At 69.7% G+C, this 16991-nt stretch carries 14 protein-coding genes and 1 pseudogene; 9 read left to right on the top strand and 6 right to left on the bottom strand.

Annotated features, from left to right (window positions below; all coding sequences use genetic code 11):
* Positions 1–924, bottom strand: a complete 924-nt coding sequence (locus FVQ89_RS02305; RefSeq protein ID WP_147900306.1) for an AEC family transporter — start codon at positions 922–924, stop codon at positions 1–3.
* Positions 925–933: 9 nt separating this feature from the next.
* A complete protein-coding gene (locus FVQ89_RS02310) occupies positions 934–1734 on the bottom strand; it encodes a hypothetical protein (protein ID WP_147900307.1) in 801 nt (266 codons plus the stop codon).
* Positions 1735–1770: 36 nt separating this feature from the next.
* Here FVQ89_RS02310 and FVQ89_RS02315 point away from each other — a divergent pair, with 36 nt between their 5' ends.
* The 4 genes and pseudogenes from FVQ89_RS02315 to FVQ89_RS02330 all read left to right on the top strand — a co-directional run.
* Positions 1771–2256, top strand: coding sequence for an ASCH domain-containing protein (locus FVQ89_RS02315; protein ID WP_255513371.1), 486 nt, complete (start codon positions 1771–1773; stop codon positions 2254–2256).
* Between the two features lie 121 nt (positions 2257–2377).
* On the top strand, positions 2378–3760 hold the full coding sequence (locus FVQ89_RS02320; RefSeq protein WP_147900309.1) for a DUF6421 family protein: 1383 nt from the start codon (positions 2378–2380) through the stop codon (positions 3758–3760).
* Complete coding sequence (locus FVQ89_RS02325) at positions 3757–4377, top strand: SDR family NAD(P)-dependent oxidoreductase (protein WP_147900310.1); 621 nt, start codon at positions 3757–3759, stop codon at positions 4375–4377. Before FVQ89_RS02320 ends, FVQ89_RS02325 begins: the two co-directional genes overlap by 4 nt.
* A gap of 66 nt (positions 4378–4443) precedes the next feature.
* A pseudogene (locus FVQ89_RS02330) lies at positions 4444–6033 on the top strand (phytoene desaturase family protein); the annotation flags it as partial.
* Positions 6034–6064: 31 nt separating this feature from the next.
* Here the strand turns inward: FVQ89_RS02330 and FVQ89_RS02335 are convergent.
* Together FVQ89_RS02335 and FVQ89_RS02340 are read right to left on the bottom strand one after the other, a co-directional pair.
* Positions 6065–7228 (bottom strand): ROK family transcriptional regulator, encoded by a 1164-nt coding sequence (locus FVQ89_RS02335; protein WP_147900312.1) that lies wholly within the window; start codon positions 7226–7228, stop codon positions 6065–6067.
* A complete protein-coding gene (locus tag FVQ89_RS02340) occupies positions 7225–8607 on the bottom strand; it encodes an MFS transporter (protein ID WP_222706028.1) in 1383 nt (460 codons plus the stop codon). The genes FVQ89_RS02335 and FVQ89_RS02340 overlap by 4 nt, the downstream gene beginning before the upstream one ends.
* 132 nt (positions 8608–8739) lie before the next feature.
* Here FVQ89_RS02340 and FVQ89_RS14360 point away from each other — a divergent pair, with 132 nt between their 5' ends.
* Genes FVQ89_RS14360 through FVQ89_RS02360 form a run of 5 tightly spaced genes read left to right on the top strand, consistent with a single transcriptional unit; the run spans position 8740 to position 15275 of the window.
* Positions 8740–10143, top strand: a complete 1404-nt coding sequence (locus FVQ89_RS14360) for a hypothetical protein (protein ID WP_187264864.1) — start codon at positions 8740–8742, stop codon at positions 10141–10143.
* Positions 10140–11150, top strand: coding sequence for an amidohydrolase family protein (locus FVQ89_RS02345; protein ID WP_187264865.1), 1011 nt, complete (start codon positions 10140–10142; stop codon positions 11148–11150). Before FVQ89_RS14360 ends, FVQ89_RS02345 begins: the two co-directional genes overlap by 4 nt.
* Entirely contained in the window at positions 11147–13018 is a 1872-nt protein-coding gene (locus FVQ89_RS02350; RefSeq protein ID WP_147900314.1) for a hypothetical protein, read from the top strand. Before FVQ89_RS02345 ends, FVQ89_RS02350 begins: the two co-directional genes overlap by 4 nt.
* Positions 13015–13899, top strand: a complete 885-nt coding sequence (locus tag FVQ89_RS02355) for a glycerophosphodiester phosphodiesterase family protein (RefSeq protein WP_147900315.1) — start codon at positions 13015–13017, stop codon at positions 13897–13899. The genes FVQ89_RS02350 and FVQ89_RS02355 overlap by 4 nt, the downstream gene beginning before the upstream one ends.
* Complete coding sequence (locus tag FVQ89_RS02360) at positions 13896–15275, top strand: flavin monoamine oxidase family protein (RefSeq protein WP_147900316.1); 1380 nt, start codon at positions 13896–13898, stop codon at positions 15273–15275. The genes FVQ89_RS02355 and FVQ89_RS02360 overlap by 4 nt, the downstream gene beginning before the upstream one ends.
* 32 nt (positions 15276–15307) lie before the next feature.
* Here the strand turns inward: FVQ89_RS02360 and FVQ89_RS02365 are convergent, their stop codons facing one another.
* On the bottom strand, positions 15308–15796 hold the full coding sequence (locus FVQ89_RS02365) for a DUF4411 family protein (protein ID WP_147900317.1): 489 nt from the start codon (positions 15794–15796) through the stop codon (positions 15308–15310).
* Positions 15796–16953 carry an ImmA/IrrE family metallo-endopeptidase gene (locus FVQ89_RS02370; RefSeq protein ID WP_147900318.1) on the bottom strand — a complete coding sequence of 386 codons (1158 nt, stop codon included), beginning with the start codon at positions 16951–16953 and terminating at the stop codon, positions 15796–15798. The genes FVQ89_RS02365 and FVQ89_RS02370 overlap by 1 nt, the downstream gene beginning before the upstream one ends.
* Positions 16954–16991: the final 38 nt, after the last annotated feature.

Genomic DNA, 16991 nt, shown 5'->3' on the forward strand with positions numbered 1-16991 from the left:
TTACGCGTAAAGCACAGCCGCGACGACCACGATGACCGGCAGCGAGAGCAGCGTCGTGAGCAGCACGGCATCCCGCGCCAGCACCTCGCCGCGCCCATACCGCTGGGCGTAGTTGAAGACGTTCTGTGCGCTCGGCAGCGCGGCGAGCACCACGGCGACGAAGAGCTCGTGCCCGGTGAGACCGAACCCGTACCTCGCGACGGCCCATGCCACGAGCGGCATACCGATGAGCTTGAGCACGACCGCGAGCACGACGTCCCGCCGGGAACCCGGGGTGTCGAGGATGCGCCGGCCGTGCAGCGACATCCCGAAGTTGAGCAGGATCACCGGCACGGCCGCCGCTCCCACCAGCTCGAAGGGCGCGAGCACGGGATCGGGCAGGTCGATGCCGGTGAGCGCGACGATGAGACCGAGCACCGACCCGATGATCAGCGGATTGCGCACCGGCTGGCTGAGAATCCGCCCGAGCGATACGTGCCCGGAGGTCGTGACGTCGAGCACGGTCAGTGCGATCGGGGCGAACACGATGAGCTGCAGCAGGATCACGGGGGCGGATGCGGCCGCATCGCCCACCACGTATGCCGCGACCGGAATCCCGATGTTGTTGGCGTTGATGTAGCTGGAGGCGAGCGCGCCGATCGTCGCTTCGGGCACGCGCCTGCGCCAGATGCCGAGCGCCACCACGAGGAACGCCACCATCGGGACGAGCGCCGCGACCGCCGCCACGGGCAGCTGCACGGAGAAGAGCGAACGCAGATCGGCCTCGGCGAGCACCGTGAACAGCAGTGCGGGCGACAGCACGAAGAAGGCCAGACGGCTGAGCACCTGGTGGGCGTTCTCTCCGACGATGTCGAAGCGTCCGATGAGGTACCCGGTGCCGATGATCACGGCGATGATCGCGAACCCGATCAGCACCCCACCCACCCGATCAGCCTATGGGTGCGGCGCCGCGCTCAACGGGACCACCCAGGCGGCCGCGAGCTGAGCAAAGGAGAGCACGATGATGACCGGCCACACGACCAGCTCCGCTCTGGCTAGGCGCGGCCACACCCCGAGGGCCGCGGCACCGAACAGCATCGGAAGCAGAAACACGAACGACCCGCGGTACGTGGTCGGCGGCCCGGAGGTGAGGAGCAGCCACCACAACAGGCCGTAGAGCGTGACACCCACCAAGGCGAGCGCGATCGAGAGGATCACGCGCGCCCGCGCTCGCCCCTCGAACCACTCGAGGGCGTTCACCAACGCGTCCGCGGTCGCTTCGGCAGCCCCACGGCCCCTCGCGTCCGCGCGGTCGCCCCTCGCCCAGGTCGCGAGAATCTGCAGGAACTTGTGCCGACGCCGCCACGCATCCGAACGTCGTCGTGTCTCAGAGAGCATGACGGGGCTCAGGATCGTCCAGCGGACTCGGCCGCGCCCGTCGACCCACTTCGCCACGGGCAGCGCTACATCGTGATCGACCTCGATCACGCGCTCCCGCGGAATCGTTCGTGATCGAAGATGGCCCACGATGCGCACACGGTGCTCGTCGAACTCGACTCGGACGAGGAGACTCCGCACGGCGAGGAGGACTCCGCCGGCGCCGAACAGCGAACCGACGATGAGGCCGACGGGAGGTCCGCCCTGGAGTGCGTCCGCGATGCCGAAGCCGCCAGCGCAAGCGATGGCGAGGCCGCCGACGACCAAGACGACAGCCATCCACGTCTCCGGGCGGAACCGCCCCGATGTCACCGCCACGCGATGGATCGTATCGAGGGTCGTACCCTGTCGACCATGGAGAACGCACCCGTCGACCGCGACGCCGCCATCCGCGTGTGGCGCGAGTATGCCGAGACGCGACCGGAACTCGCCGATGTCGCCGAGCCAGGCGCCGTCGAGCAGTTCGGCGACAACTCGGACCTCACCGACGAGCTCATCGAGCTCGTCCTCCACGGACCCAAGCGCGCAACAGCCGCTCTCGTCGCCGAGTTCGCCGCGGAGGGCGAGCCGCTCCCGCGCATCGGTGACCATTGGGTCGCCTGCGACTCCACGGGTCGGCCGCGGGCGATCCTGCGCAGCACCGAACTGCGAATCGGCCCGTTCTCGAGCGTGGATGCCGCGTTCGCCTATGACGAGGGTGAGGACGACCGCACCCTCGATTCGTGGCGCGACGGACATCGCCGCTACTGGTCGCGCGCCGCCGAACGCCTCGGATTCACGTGGAGCGAAGACCTGGAGGTCGTCTTCGAGCGCTTCGAGGTGGTCTGGCGAACTCCGTAGCGCTCGCCACCCTGGGATCGTGATTCCTGCGTCCGAGCGCCTCTCACGCAACGATCCCGCGCTTACGGCAACCCTCTGCACAACGATCCTTCGTAGGCTGAAAGATCGAGAGGAGGCACCCATGAACACGACCGCCCGCACCCCGTCCGTCATCGGAGAACCGGAGGTCGTCGAGGACGCCTCCACCGCCGAGCAGAGCCCCGCCTGGCGGCAGCTCAAGGACGCGACGATCGCCCTCCAGCAGCTGCAGCAGAAGGACGGCTCGATCCCCGACGCGGGCGACCACGACGCCGCGCGCGGTTACGTCGAGCGCATCGTCGCCGGCATCCGCGCCTTGGCCCCCGCGTTCCCCCACGATGCCGCCTACCTCGACGCCCTCCCGGGCGACTTCGGTCGATGGGCCGACGGCGGCTTCGGCGTGCCGGACTTCCTCGACTCGCTTGTCGCCTTCGCCCCCGCCGCGCACCGCATCGACGGGCTGCGCCACCTCGTGGTGTTCCCGATGTACACGCAGAACGGATCGCCGGATCGTCACGTCGAGGCGCTCATCGCGGAGGTCATCTGGCCGGAGTTCATCGAGCGACTCGAGGAGCGATACACCAACGCGCTGTTCGTATCGCTCCGTCTCATCGACTTCACCCCGGGCTACGACACCAACTCGGCGGTACTGTTCCCCGAGACCGTCGCGATGCGCGAGATCCCGCCGTTCACCTGGGGCGCGATCTTCCAAGACCGCGAGGCGGCCCGCTTCCGACGCGTGGTCGACGCGGCGGCCGAGATCACGAAGCTCGAACTGCTACCCGGTCAGCGCCGGCTGCTCGACGACCAGGCGCTCGCCGAGGAGGTCTTCGTGATGTGGGACCTCATCCACGACCGCTCCCACATGCGCGGCGACCTGCCCTTCGATCCGTTCATGATCAAGCAGCGGATGCCGTACTTCCTGTACTCGCTCGAGGAGCTGCGGTGCGACCTCACCGCGTTCCGCGAGTGCGTGAAGCTCGCCGCCGACGAGAGCGCCGACGCGCACACGCGCGATCGGGCGCTCCACGTGCAGCACGCGATCCTCTTCGACCGCATCTTCCGCTTCCCGCTCACGGGTTCGCGGGTGCGCAACTACGACGGGCTCGGCGGTCAGCTGCTCTTCGCGTGGCTGCACCAGCACGGTGTGCTGCACTGGACCGACACCCAGCTCGCCTTCGACTGGGATGCGGTGCCCGCCGCCGTCATCGCGCTCTCGGATGCGATCGACGAGCTGTACTGGCGCTCGATCGACCGACCGAAGACGGCGCACTGGCTGGCCGCCTACGAGCTGGTGCGGGGAACCCTCGCACCGAATCCGGCATCCGTGTGGGCCCGCGGCCTGCCGGATGAGGTGCTCGCGGGGCCGCCGAAGGGCTACACCGACCAGGTCCTCGATGACGAATTCCCGCTGTCGATGTTCTACGAGGCCCTCGGGAGGAAGATGGTCGACGTGATCGAGTCGACCAAGGGCATCACCGGATGATCGTCGTCGTCGCGGGTGCGACGGGCGAGGCGGGACGCGAGCTGAGCGGGCTGCTGACCGAGCGCGGCGACACGGTGATCGCGCTCGGCACGGACGAGGGGCGGCTCACCGACGTGGTCGCCGCGGAGCACCGCGTCGTGGATCTGACGGATGCCGCCGCCGCCGAGGCGCTCGCCGCCGACATCGTCGCGCAGCACGGGCGCGTCGATGCACTGCTGCACCTCGTGGGCGGCTGGAAGCCCGGCGACACCCCGGAGGCGGATGCATGGCTGCGCCCCCGGCTCGTCACAACTCTCGATTCCGCGATCCGTGCGTTCATGCCCGCTCTGGCGGAATCCGCGGGGCGACTCGTGCTCGTCAGCTCGACGGCGGTCGTGCCGGGCGAGGAGCCGAACAGCTCGTACGCGCGGGCCAAGGCCGCGGCGGAGCGCCTCGTGCTCGGCTCGGCGGCACCGGTGCTCGCGGCATCCGGCGGCGCGGCGACGGTCGTCGCGATCCGCTCGATCGGGGAGGGCGGCATCTCGGCCGCCGAGCTCGCCGCCACTCTCGCGGGCGTACTCACGGCGCCGACCTCCGAGGTGGCGGGCGCCCGCCTCATCCCCACCCCGACCCCCTGACCCCGGCCCCGGGCCCGCCCCCGACCCCGACCCCGACCCCGTGAGAGTACGCACTTCTGCGGCCTCTCAACCGTGAGAGCACGCAGAAGTGCGTACTCTCACGGTATGGAGACGGGGGCGCGCGACGTCGTCATCGTCGGCGGGGGGCACAACGCGCTCGTCGCGGCGGCGTACCTGGCTCGCGCGGGGCGCAGCGTCACGGTGCTCGAGCGCCGGCCGCAGCCCGGGGGCGCGGCGATCTCGGCGGAGGTGTTCCCCGGAGTCGATGCCCGGCTCTCGCGCTACTCCTACCTCGTGAGCCTGCTCCCCGAGCGCATCCGCCGCGACCTGCGGCTCGACATCCGCCTCGCCCGCCGCCGCTACTCCTCGTACACGCCCGTGCCGGGCACCGATCGCGGCCTCCTGGTCGACACCCACGACCCCGCCGCGACGGATGCGTCGTTCGCGGCGATCGGAGCGGATGCCGATATCCGCGCATTCCGTGACTTCGGCGACGACACGGCCCGGGTCGCGGCGGCGATCTGGCCAACCATCACCGGGCCGCTCCTCACCCGGGCCGAGACCCGCCGCGCCGTGGGCGACGACCGCATCTGGCACGACGTGATGGAGGCCCCGATCGGAGACACGATCGCGCGCCGCTTCGCCGACGACACTGTGCGCGGCGTGGTCCTCACCGACGCGCTCATCGGAACGTTCGCGCCCACCATCGACGAGACACTCGCCGCGAACCGCTGCTTCCTGTACCACGTGATCGGCGGCGGAACCGGCCACTGGGACGTGCCCGTCGGGGGCATGGGCGCTGTGAGCGGCGCCCTCGCCCGAGCTGCGCGCGAGGCGGGTGCGGAGCTGATCACCGGCGCGGAGGTCACCTCCGTGACCCCGGATGGCGAGGTCGGGTTCCAGGTCGGCGACGACGAGCGCAAGCTTGTCGGCCACAGCGTGCTCTCGGGGGTCGCGCCTGCCGAGCTCGCCCGGCTGCTCGGCGAGACTCCGACACGGCCGGAGGGCGCACAGGTGAAGGTGAACCTGCTGCTGCGCCGCCTCCCCCGCCTCCGTGACGACGCGGTCGACCCCCGCGCCGCCTTCGCGGGAACCTTCCACGTCAACGAGTCGTTCGGGGCGCTCGAGGATGCCCACACCCGAGCGAGCGCGGGCGCCATCCCCACGCCCCTCCCCCTCGAGACGTACTGCCATTCGCTCACCGACCCGAGCATCCTGTCGCCCGCGCTGCAGAACGCCGGTGCCCACACGCTCACGGTGTTCGGGTTGCAGACCCCCGACCGCCTCTTCGACGGCGCCGACCCGGACACGCTGCGCGAGACCCTCCAGCGCGCCGCGTTGAGCTCACTCGACTCGGTGCTGGCGGAGCCGCTCGCCGAGCTGTTGTGGACCGACGCCGACGGTCGGCCGTGCATCGAGACCGCGACGACGCGCGACCTGGAGGAAGGCCTGCGGATGCCGGGCGGCAACATCTTTCACGGCCCGCTCGAGTGGCCCTTCGCCGAGGACGATGACGAGCTCGCCACGTCCGCCGAGCGGTGGGGCGTGGCGACGCACCATCCGCGCATCCTCATGTGCGGATCCGGCAGCCGACGTGGCGGTGCCGTGTCGGGTCTCGGCGGGTTCCACGCGGCGATGGCGCTGCTGGAGGGCTGAGCTTCCGCGACGCCTCGACACCGCGGCGCCGTCAGTCGCCGTCCGACCCGCCCGCCGCGGCCGCAGCGAAGACGGCGTCGCGGATGCGGTCGCGCCCGAGTTCCACAGCACCCCGCAGTACCGCATCGGTTCCGATATCGCTCGCCACGATCTCCACGTCGACCTCCGGGTGATCGCGGACGAGGATGCGCGACACTGCCTCGACGAACGACGGATCACCCGCTCCGATCGACCCGCCCAGGACGACGAGTTCGGGGTCGAGAACGAGGCCGAGGGCCGCCGTCGCTCTGGCCACGCGTTCGGCGGTGTGCTCGACGACGGCAGCCAGTTGCGGGTCGATGCGCGCACGGAGAAAGAGCTCAGCGGGATCGGTGGGAGCCTCGGCCCCGAGAGCCTCGGCGTCGCTGCGCACGCTCGCCATCCCGAGGCTCGCGTCCGTCTCACCGGCGGGCCCGGGCAGGTAGGCCACCTCGCCCGCGGCGCCCCGTCGACCGCGGTGAAGTCGGCCATCGAGCACGAGACCCGATCCCACGCTCTCCCCGACGAAGAGGAACGCGAAGTCGGCGACGCCGAGTGCCGCCCCGAGGCGCAGCTCGGCGACGGCGGCCAGGTTGGTGTCGTTCTCGAGGGTCACCCGGTCGCCGAGTCGGTGCCGCAGTGCGCTCGCGAGGCCCGCCCCGTCGTCGGGAAGGCCCGGAGCGAGACGGATGACGTCGTCAGGCCCCACGACGCCCGGCACCCCCACGACGATGTGATCGAGTCCGTCGACAGTGAGCCCGGCGTCGGTCGCGGCGCGTTCGAGCGCTCGGAACGCGGCATCCGCGATGTCGACCGCGGACTCGGCAGCAGACTCGACGGCGCGTCCTCGTACGCCGGTGCCGAGGTCGAAGACGGCCGCCCTCACCGTGCCGCGCGTGATGTCGAGCGCGCCGCCGGTGGCAGCACCGCGGGCGATCGCGTAGAGCACGGCCGCGGGTCCCCCGGTTTCATCGTCGAACCCCACGTCGACCACGACACCGCGTTCGAGCAGTTCCGGAACCGTCTGCGCGATGGCCGTCTTCGAGAGCCCCGTTGCGCGGCGCAACTGCGCTCGCGTCAGCGGTCCGTGTCGGTCGACCGTCTCGAGCACCGCCCGGATGTTGATCGCTTTGAGCAGCCCCGGCGCACCCGCCGTGACCTCGGTGGGCCCGTTCACCGCAGGTCGGGCGTCACCGGGAGCGCCGTGGGGTCGGCATCCGGTTGATCGGCATCCGGGCCACCCTCCGGTGCCTCCGGGAGAGCGACGTGCGTCGGCCGCAGCAGGAGCGCGACGCCGAACGAGAGGATGAGCAGCACAAGCGGCACCGTCGAGGTGAGGAAGATGAAGGCGTCGGCGGGGTGCTGGCCCGGCTCCTCGCCGCTCACGTAGCCGTACAGTCCACCGGCGATGAGGAACGCGACCGCCGTCACGAGCGCTGAGCAGCGGACCACGAAGTTGCTGACGGCGGTGAAGATGCCCTCGCGTCGGCGTCCGGTGCGGGCCGCGTCGACGTCGATGATCTGTGCCTGCAGGATGACCGGCACCACGAAGTGCCCGCCGAGTCCCACCGCGAGCACAGCTCCCGCCACGAGCCCCGAGACGAGGTCACGTGCGAAGAACATCGGCAGGACGCTCAGCGCGAAGACGGCGATCGAGATCTGGTAGCTGCGCAGCGGCGCCCAGCGCCTGACCACGAAATACCACAGCACCGACGTGGGGATGACGGCGACGAAGGTCGTCAGCAGCAGCACCGACACCATGGCGCCTTCGATGCCGAGCACGTATTTGGCGAAGAACGCGATGCTCGCCGAGATGAGGCCGAGCACCGCCGACGCCAGCATCCACGAGATGTTGAACACCCAGAAGGGTCCGTTGCGCAGCGTCACGGTGAACGCCTGACGGATGCGGAGCGGCTCTTCGAGGCTGGCGGCCGGGTTCTCGCGGATCGGCAGGATGCTCACGAGCATGAGCACGACGAAGGCGATCGCGTAGATGAGCGCCATGCCCGAGAAGCCGATGGAGTCGTAGAGGATCGGCGTGACCGCGGTGCCGACGAGCAACGCGACGATGTAGAACGCCTGCTGCACGACGGAGACGCGGGCGCGCTTGGCGGGGTCGGTGAACAACTCGGGGTAGAGCGCGAGGTAGTTCACCGAGACGATCGCCATCGACGTCTCGAACAGCAGCTGGAACGCGAGGAACCACCCGAACAGGCCCCAGTCGACGAGCCCGTCCGGAACGCTGTAGAGCAGGATGAACAGCCCCGCATAGAACGGGATGCCGACGATGATCCACGGCCGCCGGCGCCCCCAGCGCGTGCGGGTGCGGTCGGAGAGGTAGCCACTGAGCGGCTGCACGGCGGCATCCCAGACGACGTAGATGCTGCGGGCGAGGGTGTACATCGCCACCGGCAGCCCCAGGGTGTCGATGTAGTAGAAGGAATAGAACAGCGAGAAGGCCGTGCTCGGCAGCATGATCGCGAGGTTGCCGAGCGAATAGCCGAAGATTCCGGCGCGCCCTCCCGCCACTGCGGGAGTGGTTTTTTCGGTGACCACGTGCGCTCCTCTGTGGCTAAGCTCTGCGGTAGGACACTTTGTGACCTGCTTGGTGGGTCAGTTGTAGCACGCCACCAGCCGACGGACAACAGGCGTCCGTCGACGTCGAAGTCGACGCCCGAAGAAGGACTCATGCACGAGCAGCTCCTCACCGCAGCCCGCCCGGGGCGACGGCCCGTCAGCGGCCACGACGATCCGGCAGGTGAGCTGCGTGTCTTCGCGGTGCAGCTGCGGATCGACGTCACCGCGACCGTCGACTTGGCCACGTGGCGCGCGCACCTGCGCCGGGCGATGGACGAACTGGTGGTTCCGCATCTGGTCGAGGGGCGCCCCGCGCTCGTCGTGTTCCCGGAGTCGGTGGGGCTTCCCGCTCTCGCGCTCGGCGCCCGAGGCGCGAGTTTCCGCGAGCGGGCGGCAGCTCCCGTGCCCCCGCCGAGCGAACTTCCCGCCTCGCTGCTCGAGGCAATGGGAGAGCTCGCCGCCGCTTACCAGCCTCAGATCATGGCGTGCCTCCAGCTCTTCGGCGAGATCGATCCGCGTGCGCTTCTGCCACTCGCGGCGACCGACACCTCCGTGCGCGCAGTCTCGCTCGTGTTCTCCGAGATCGCGCGCGACTACGGCGTGTACGTCGTCGCGGGGAACGCGCAGCCGCGCTACCGCGAGAGCCGGGAACGGGCCGAGGTCGCCACCTTCGGCGATCCGGAGTCGAACGACGGTGTCGCGTTCGTGCCCGTCGAGCCCCGGGTGGCCAACGCCACCTTCCTCTGGGCACCGCACGAGGTCGACCCCGAGGCGCCCTCCGGCGAGCGCAACCTGCTCTTCCGCAACGAGAAGATCCCCCTCACCGACATGGAACACGAGCTGCTCGCGCTCGCGGAGGGCCCGGACACCGGCGACGCGGCGCGGCGCAATGCCGGCTGGGTCGAGGTGGAGGGCTTCCGCGTCGGTTTCGCCACGAGCCTCCCGGCTTTCGCCTACGGGTATCCGTTCGGCGATCGTCCCGCAGATCTCGATCCGTTCGCCGACCTTCGGGTGAGCTACGCGGCCGCCCAAGACGCCCTGGGCGTCGACGTGATGATCCAGGCGGACGCCAACCCGGGCCCGTGGGCTGCACCCGTCGCGAGCGGCGCCTGGCAGCCGCTCGAGTGGATGGGCTCCACCTGGCGTGCTGTGGCCGATCCGACCGTGAGGTTCACCTACAACGTGACGCCGATGATGACCGGCAACCTGCTCGACCTGATGTTCGACGGGCAGTCGTCGATCACCTCGCGAGAGCATCGGGGCGTGCCCACGCGATTCGTCGGTGACCAGGCACCGGGACCGCTCGACCCCGCCGAGTACGCCGTATACGCAGGCGACAAGGCGGAGTTCCTCGCCGTGGCGCCCTGGGTGGTGCCCGACGGCGACCGCGACGAGCTGATGGCGGTGACCGCCGCACTCGCGCCCGGATCGGGGTCGCCGATCGAGAACGGCTACGTCGAGACGGCGATCTACGCCGACCTGCGGCGCTCGACGACACCTCGGGTGACCTCGTGAGCGCCCAGCAGCTCGACGGCCGCGTGAGCGCTTGGGGCCGCCCGGTGATCGACTTCCACTGTCACTTCCCGGTGCCCGAGGAGTTCACGCCCGACGCGGACGCCGCCTACGCGGCCGCGAACGGTGCCGAGAAGCTCGCCAAGCTCCGTGACGACTGGCGCTGGTACCAGGAGCAGTGGTGGACCGCCTACGGCTTCCCCTTCCCCGAAGACATCGAGCCGCCCGAGGATGTGCAGCGCACGCGCTGGGAGGCCGAGATCGAGTCGGCACAGCTCGACGCGGTGGTCTTCGTCACGGGAGGGGGCAACGCCCAGCTCGCACGCATCGTGGCGCCAAGCCCGCGGATGGTCGGCTTCGCCCACCACGACCCGTTCGCGCCGGGCGCCGCCGACGAGCTGCGCCGCGCAGTGGTCGACGACGGGATGCGCGGCTACAAGCTCATCGCTCCCGCATTGCGCGGCCCCATCGACCACCCCGATCTGCGCCCGGTGTGGGCGGCGGCGGAGGAGCTCGGCATTCCGGTGCTCGTGCACTTCGGGCCGCTCGACGGGGGCGGCGGCACCGCGTGGCACGAGAACATCTCGCCGTTGCGCCTTCACGACGTGGCGAAGGCCTTCACCTACGTGCCCTTCGTGATCCCGCACTTCGGATGCGGGTATCCGCGTGAGCTGCTGCACCTCGCGTGGGCGTGTCGCAACGTGCACGTCGACACCTCGGGCAACAACGAGTGGATCCGGTGGATGCCGTACGAGCTCACCGTGGCGGATCTGTTCCGCCGCTTCTACGAGACCGTCGGCCCCGAGCGCATCCTGTTCGGGTCGGATTCGGCGTCGTTTCCCCGCGGCCTCGCCCGGAAGTATTACGACACCCAGTTCGCCGCCGTCGCCGAGGTCGGGATCCCCGACAGCGACCTGTCGCTGATCTTCCACGACAACGCGGCGCGCCTGCTGAAGCTGCCGACCGTCGGCGCGACCTCGAGCGCGGGCGAGGCGGACGGCGCACGATGACCGAGCAGCTCACGACCTTCGCACCGGTGGTCGACGACATCGAGTCGCTGCATCCGACCGGGAACCTGCTCGTGAGCCTGCCCGAGATCGACGACGCGGGCCGCTGTCGCAGCATCAGCGTGGTGAGCGAGGCGGAGCGCGGCGTCGTGGCTGCCATCGCCCCTGCCGGTGGGGGGCTGCTCGTTCCGGAGCTGCGCGTCGATGGCGAACCGCTCGCACCCGAGTGGGGGTGGCAGCGGGTGTCCGACTGGATTCCCACCGCATCGGCCGACGTCTCGGGGCTCGCTCTGCGGCTCGACTACCTGGCTCCCGACGGAGAGCAGGGGCTGCTTGCGCGGATCGCCGTGACGAACCCGGGCGCTGCACCGCGAAAGGTGGAGCTGCGGTGGAGCGGCCAGTGGGGTTCCACCGTCGTTCAGCACTTCCGCGCGAAGGAGCTCGCGCTCGGTCTGCGCGAGCGCGACGACACCTGGACGGGCGCCCGCGTCGTGTACGCGGGCGAGGACCGACTTCTGCTCGCGGTGTCATGGCGACCGGGGCCGGGCGCCGCTTTCGATCCGGTGCAGCCCGATCACGGATGGTCGGTCGCGCGGGACGGGGTGCTCGACCCAGGAGAACGGCTCGAGCTCGAGGTCTATGTGGGCGTCGCGGGCGAGCCGGATGGCGCGAGCGCGACAGCCCTGCACCTCCGACGGCGCGGCGCGGATGCCCTGCACACGGCCACCCGGGCCCACCTCGACGCCGCCCCCGCGCGCACCGGCGACGCGGCGCTCGACGCGCGCCTGCGCTCCAATCTGTTCTTCTCGCACTTCTTCGCCCAGGCCGACACCGTCGACACCGGTCGCACGGTGGGCCTCACCTCGCGCAGCCCGCGCTACTACGTGAGCGGCGCCTTCTGGAGCCGCGACGCGTACTGGTGGTCGTTCCCGGCGCTGTTGCTCGCGGATGCGACCCGCGCCCGGCGTTTCCTTCTCTCGACCCTCGCCGCGGCCGGTGAGCACGTGGCACACCACGCCCTCTACGTGACGGGCACGCGCCTCTACCCGGGCTTCGAGCTCGACCAGCTCGCAGCCCCCGTGCTCGCCGTCTGGCGCTACGTCGATGCGACCGGCGACCGGAGCGTGCTCACTGCACCGGAGTGGCACGCGCTCGTCGCCCTGCTCGACCGTGAGCTCCGCGAGTGGACGGACTCCCGAACCGGCCTCGCGGGAACGTTCCTGCTTCCGACCGACGACCCGGTCACGCATCCGTTCACCGCCACCGGGAACGCCCTCGTGGCGGTCGCTCTCGACATCGTCGGGCGGCTCCAGCAGAGCCCACCGCACACCGCTCGGGCCCGTGCCCTGCGCGCGGCAGTGCGCCGGGCCTTCGTGCACGAGATCGACGGCGAGCGGCGCTGGGCCTGGGCCATCGACGCCGCCGGTGAGCCCGAATGGCGCGACGAGCCGCCTCTCGGACTCCGCCTGCTGCCCTACCTCGGCATACTCGACGGCGTCGACGACCCCGAGCGCGCGGATGCCGCATCCGCCCTCGCCGCGACCTCCCGCTGGCTCATCGGCGGCTACCCGCATCACTACCCGGGACCGTTCCCGGGCGCCGGGGCACCCCACTTCGCGTCGCCGTCGTCGTTTGACCTCGGCAACCGCATCCTCACCGGAGTCGACGACCTCGGCGACCCGCTCGCTGCCTTCGTGGAGACCCCGATGGATGGCGGACTCGCGTGCGAGTCGTGGGACCCGCAGACGGGCGTCGTCGTGACGGGCGCGGCGATGGCGAGCGTCGCCGGATACCTCGCCTGGACGAGCTGGGCGGCGCACGTGGGGCATCGGCGCTGGGACGACCCGTTCCCGCTGGGCGGTGCCCGGTGACACGACCCCTCGTGATCGCGCACCGCGGATCGCACAGCGAACTTCCGGAGCAGACCCGCGCGGCCTACCTGCGCGCACTCGACGAGGGTGCCGACGGCGTCGAGTGCGACGTGCGGATGACGGCCGACGGCGAGGTGGTGTGCATCCACGACGCGAGCGTCGACCGCACGAGCGACGGCTCTGGTGCCGTGCACGAGCTGACCCTCGCCGAGCTCCGCACGCTCGACTTCCGAGCGGGTGCGGATGTGCCCCGCGAGACGCAGCTGTTGACGCTCGGCGATCTCATCGAGCTGTTGACGGCGGCGGGCAGGGAGCTGGTGCTCGCGATCGAGCTGAAGCATCCGAACCCCGTGGGCACGGCGCTCGAGGAGGCAGTGCTGCGCGTGCTCGGCGAGTATCGGTGGGATCCGCAGACGGCGCGCCTCGGATCGCTCACCGTCAGCCTCATGAGCTTCAACCCCGACAGCGTCGCCGCCCTCTCCCCGGTCGTGCCCGCGCAGCACCTCATGCTGCTTACCGCCGACATCCGCGTGGAAGACATCACGGCAGAGCTGCCGCCCGACCTCGATCCTGCGGGGTCCGCCGACCTCGCAGCCCAGCTGGACGCAGCGCTCCAGGCGGGGCGCGAGCTGCTCGACGCCGGCGCGGTCGGCTGGGTCGGGCCCGACCTCGAGTTCGTGCGCGCCCATCCGGAGCGGATCGCCGCGTGGGGCGACGCCGGCCTCCGCATGCGGGTGTGGACGGTCGACGACGAGCACGGTGTGCGCGACTGTCTCGCCGCCGGCGTCGACGAGATCACCACCGACGTACCCGCGCTCGTGCGGGCACACCTCGACGCCGCCGAGGGCGCGGCACCTCAGAAGAGAAACGGGACGACATGAGCCGAACGGATGTGATCGTGGTCGGCGCGGGGCTCGCGGGCCTCGCCGCCGCGCGGAGCCTCACCGCAGCAGGTGCGACGGTGCGGGTGCTCGAGGCCCGCGACCGCGTCGGCGGACGCACGATGGGCGGTCGTCTGAGCGACGGGCAGTGGGTCGAGCTCGGCGGCCAGTGGATCGGCCCCACCCAAGACCGCATGTACGAGCTCGTCGCCGAACTCGGGCTCGACGTCGTGCCGACCTACAACACCGGCAAGACGGTGATCCGGCTGGGGGGCCGCAGCTCCCTGATGGGCGAGAAGAAGGGGGCCGTGCCCCGCCTCAGCCCGTTCGCGCTCGCGGATCTGGCGCAGGGGCTCGCGCGCTTCACCGCCCTCGCAAACCGCATCCCTCTGGACGCCCCGTGGGAGGCTCCGGATGCGGAACGGCTCGACGGCGAGACCTTCCGCACCTGGATCCGGCGCAACCTGCGCACCCCGAGCGGGCGCGCGTACTTCCAGATCGCGTGCGAGGCGCTCTTCTCGGCCGACCCCGACGACCTTTCGGTGCTGCATGCCGCGTTCTACATGCGCTCCGGCCAAGACATCGAGACGCTCATGGCCGTCGACCGCGGCGCCCAACAGGACCGCATCGCGGGCGGCTCGGTGCGCGTGGCCGAGCTGCTGGCGGCGGCGCTGGGCGACGCGGTCGTGCTCGGCGCCCCGGTTCGATCGATCGCGCACGACCCGGCAGACGCGGAGGGCGGCGTGGTCGTCACGACCCGCGACGGGCGCACGTTCGAGGCTGCGCGCGTGATTGTGGCAACCCCGCCGACTCTCGCGGGGCGCATCGACTATGCGCCGATCCTGCCTTCGTGGCGCGACCAGCTCGTGCAGCGCACCCCCGCCGGCACGGTCATCAAGGCGTACTGCGTCTACGACCGCCCGTTCTGGCGCGACGCCGGCCTCAACGGGCAGGTTGGGTCAGACGAAGGCCCCGTGAAGGTCGTGTTCGACAACACACCGCCCGGATACGACCGCGGCATCCTGCTCGGGTTCTTCGAGGGCGACGACGGACGCCACTGGGCGCGACGCACGCGCGAGGAGCGGCGCGACGCGATGATCGCGAACCTCGTGAGCTACTTCGGCGAGGAGGCCCGCCATCCGGTCGAGTACGTCGAACAGGACTGGGCCGCCGAGGAGTTCAGCCGCGGATGCTACGGAGCCCACTTCACCACGGGCACCTGGACGGCGTTCGGCCCCGCGCTGCGCGAGCCGGTGGGACGCATCCACTGGGCGGGCACCGAGTGCTCACCGGTGTGGAGCGGCTACATGGAGGGCGCGGTGCGCTCCGGCGAGGCGACGGCTTCCGAGGTGCTGGCGGAGCTCGGCCTGGGCTGAGCGGGGCGGCCGGCGCGGCGTCATCCGCGCTTTCAGCGCAAGTCGAAACGGGCCGCTTCTCGGCGGAGCATTGTGAATGGATCAAGCCACGGGACGTCGAGCGCGGCACACGCGTCTGGGATCTTGACACGCTTCCTCGATTCGGGCGCCGAAGTTTCGTAGGTGACGACCGTGTGGCCGTGCGAGTGCGCGTATGCGACCAATTGGTAGTCGCCGCTTGCCAGGAATGTCGCGACGGCAGCTGGCGTGTACCCGACACCACCCGAGTTCGCCCACGCCGACAGGGCCGCGAGGCTCGGGCCCTCCGTGCCGTCCATTTTCAGGAACATCGGCTTGCGGCCGGCCGCCCACTTCGTAAGATCGTCGGTTCCAGCGTTGATCTCATCTGCGATCTTCTCGATGCTGCAGAGCACGCCCGCCTCATGCTCTCGATCAAGCCAGTCCCAGAAGCCGGGCACAAAGTCGAGCCCGTAATGGGCCCTATTGGACTGGATGAAGATGTTCGCGTCCAGTAGATACATCAGGGCGCCACCCCAAGTTCCGCCGCGAGATGGGTGAAGGTCTCGTGCTTCGCCGCCCCCAGCAGATGATAGGCATCCCGATAAAGTGTGCGACCTTCAAGGGCATCGACTATCACCGCGCGCGCAAATTGGCGGCTGATGCGGATCGGCTGCGTGTAGTAGTAGTTTCCCCCGCTTCCACTTTGCCTACTCGAATCGACGATCGCCATTATGCGGCCTTGTTCCTCGTCGTATTGTTCGCGATAAGCCTTCCACGACAAAAACCCGGCGTCGTAAATGCGCTTCAGCACCACGAGCGTGCTCACCCGATAACGCTTCGCGAGACGCTCGAGTTCGACAACATCGGAATTCGTGTAGTCCGCCGCGATGCTCTCGAGTGGCACAAGTACTTCGGCCGCAACCTGATTCGCCCAAAGTTCATCGTCATTGGCCACGTTCTGCGCCATACGCGCATCAGACAGCGCCGTATCGCCCGACCACACGTGTACGAGTTCATGAATGAGGGTGAAGATCTGTGCAGCCTTCGTGTCGGCCCCGTTGACAAAGATCAGAGGTGCAACTGGGTCCGAAAGCGCAAATCCTCTGAATTCGTCGACATCCAAGCCACGATGAGTATTGCTCCCGACGATCCCACTGACCATCACAAGCACCCCGGTGTCTTCGATCAGATCGATGAGGCCTCGAAGTGCGGCCTCACCGTTGGAGAACCTGGATCGTTCATCGAGACCGAAGCGGATTGCGCGCCTAATGTCGTCCGCGACCCTCTCCACTGGATCGCCGACGCTAACGGATCCTACGAAGGGAACCGGGTCATAGTCTTCCGCGATGGCATGTTCGCGGTACCAGTCCTGCCTCATCTGACACAGGTAGATCGTGTCCAATAGGTCGGGGCTCGCACGACGAAGAGATGCGTTCTTGATCGTGCGGAAATCGGGAATCGGCAATGGCTCTTCGGGCGGGGCGTCCAGAAAAAGGAACCCCAGAGGGGCGTGAGTAGCAGACGCGAAGTCCTGCAGCTGATTGAAGGTCGGATCAAGATCACCCGATTCCCATACGTCCAGCTTCGGAAATCGCTTGCTCAAGACGTCGCGCTCTAGGCCCGAACGATCCGCGGCCCACGTCAGCAGGGCTGGCTTGACGGGCACGCGTACGACCATGCTGACCACCCCTCGACTCGCGTTGCTGACAATATATG

The sequence above is a fragment of the Homoserinibacter sp. GY 40078 genome (assembly GCF_008017545.1).
GTDB lineage: Bacteria > Actinomycetota > Actinomycetes > Actinomycetales > Microbacteriaceae > Homoserinibacter.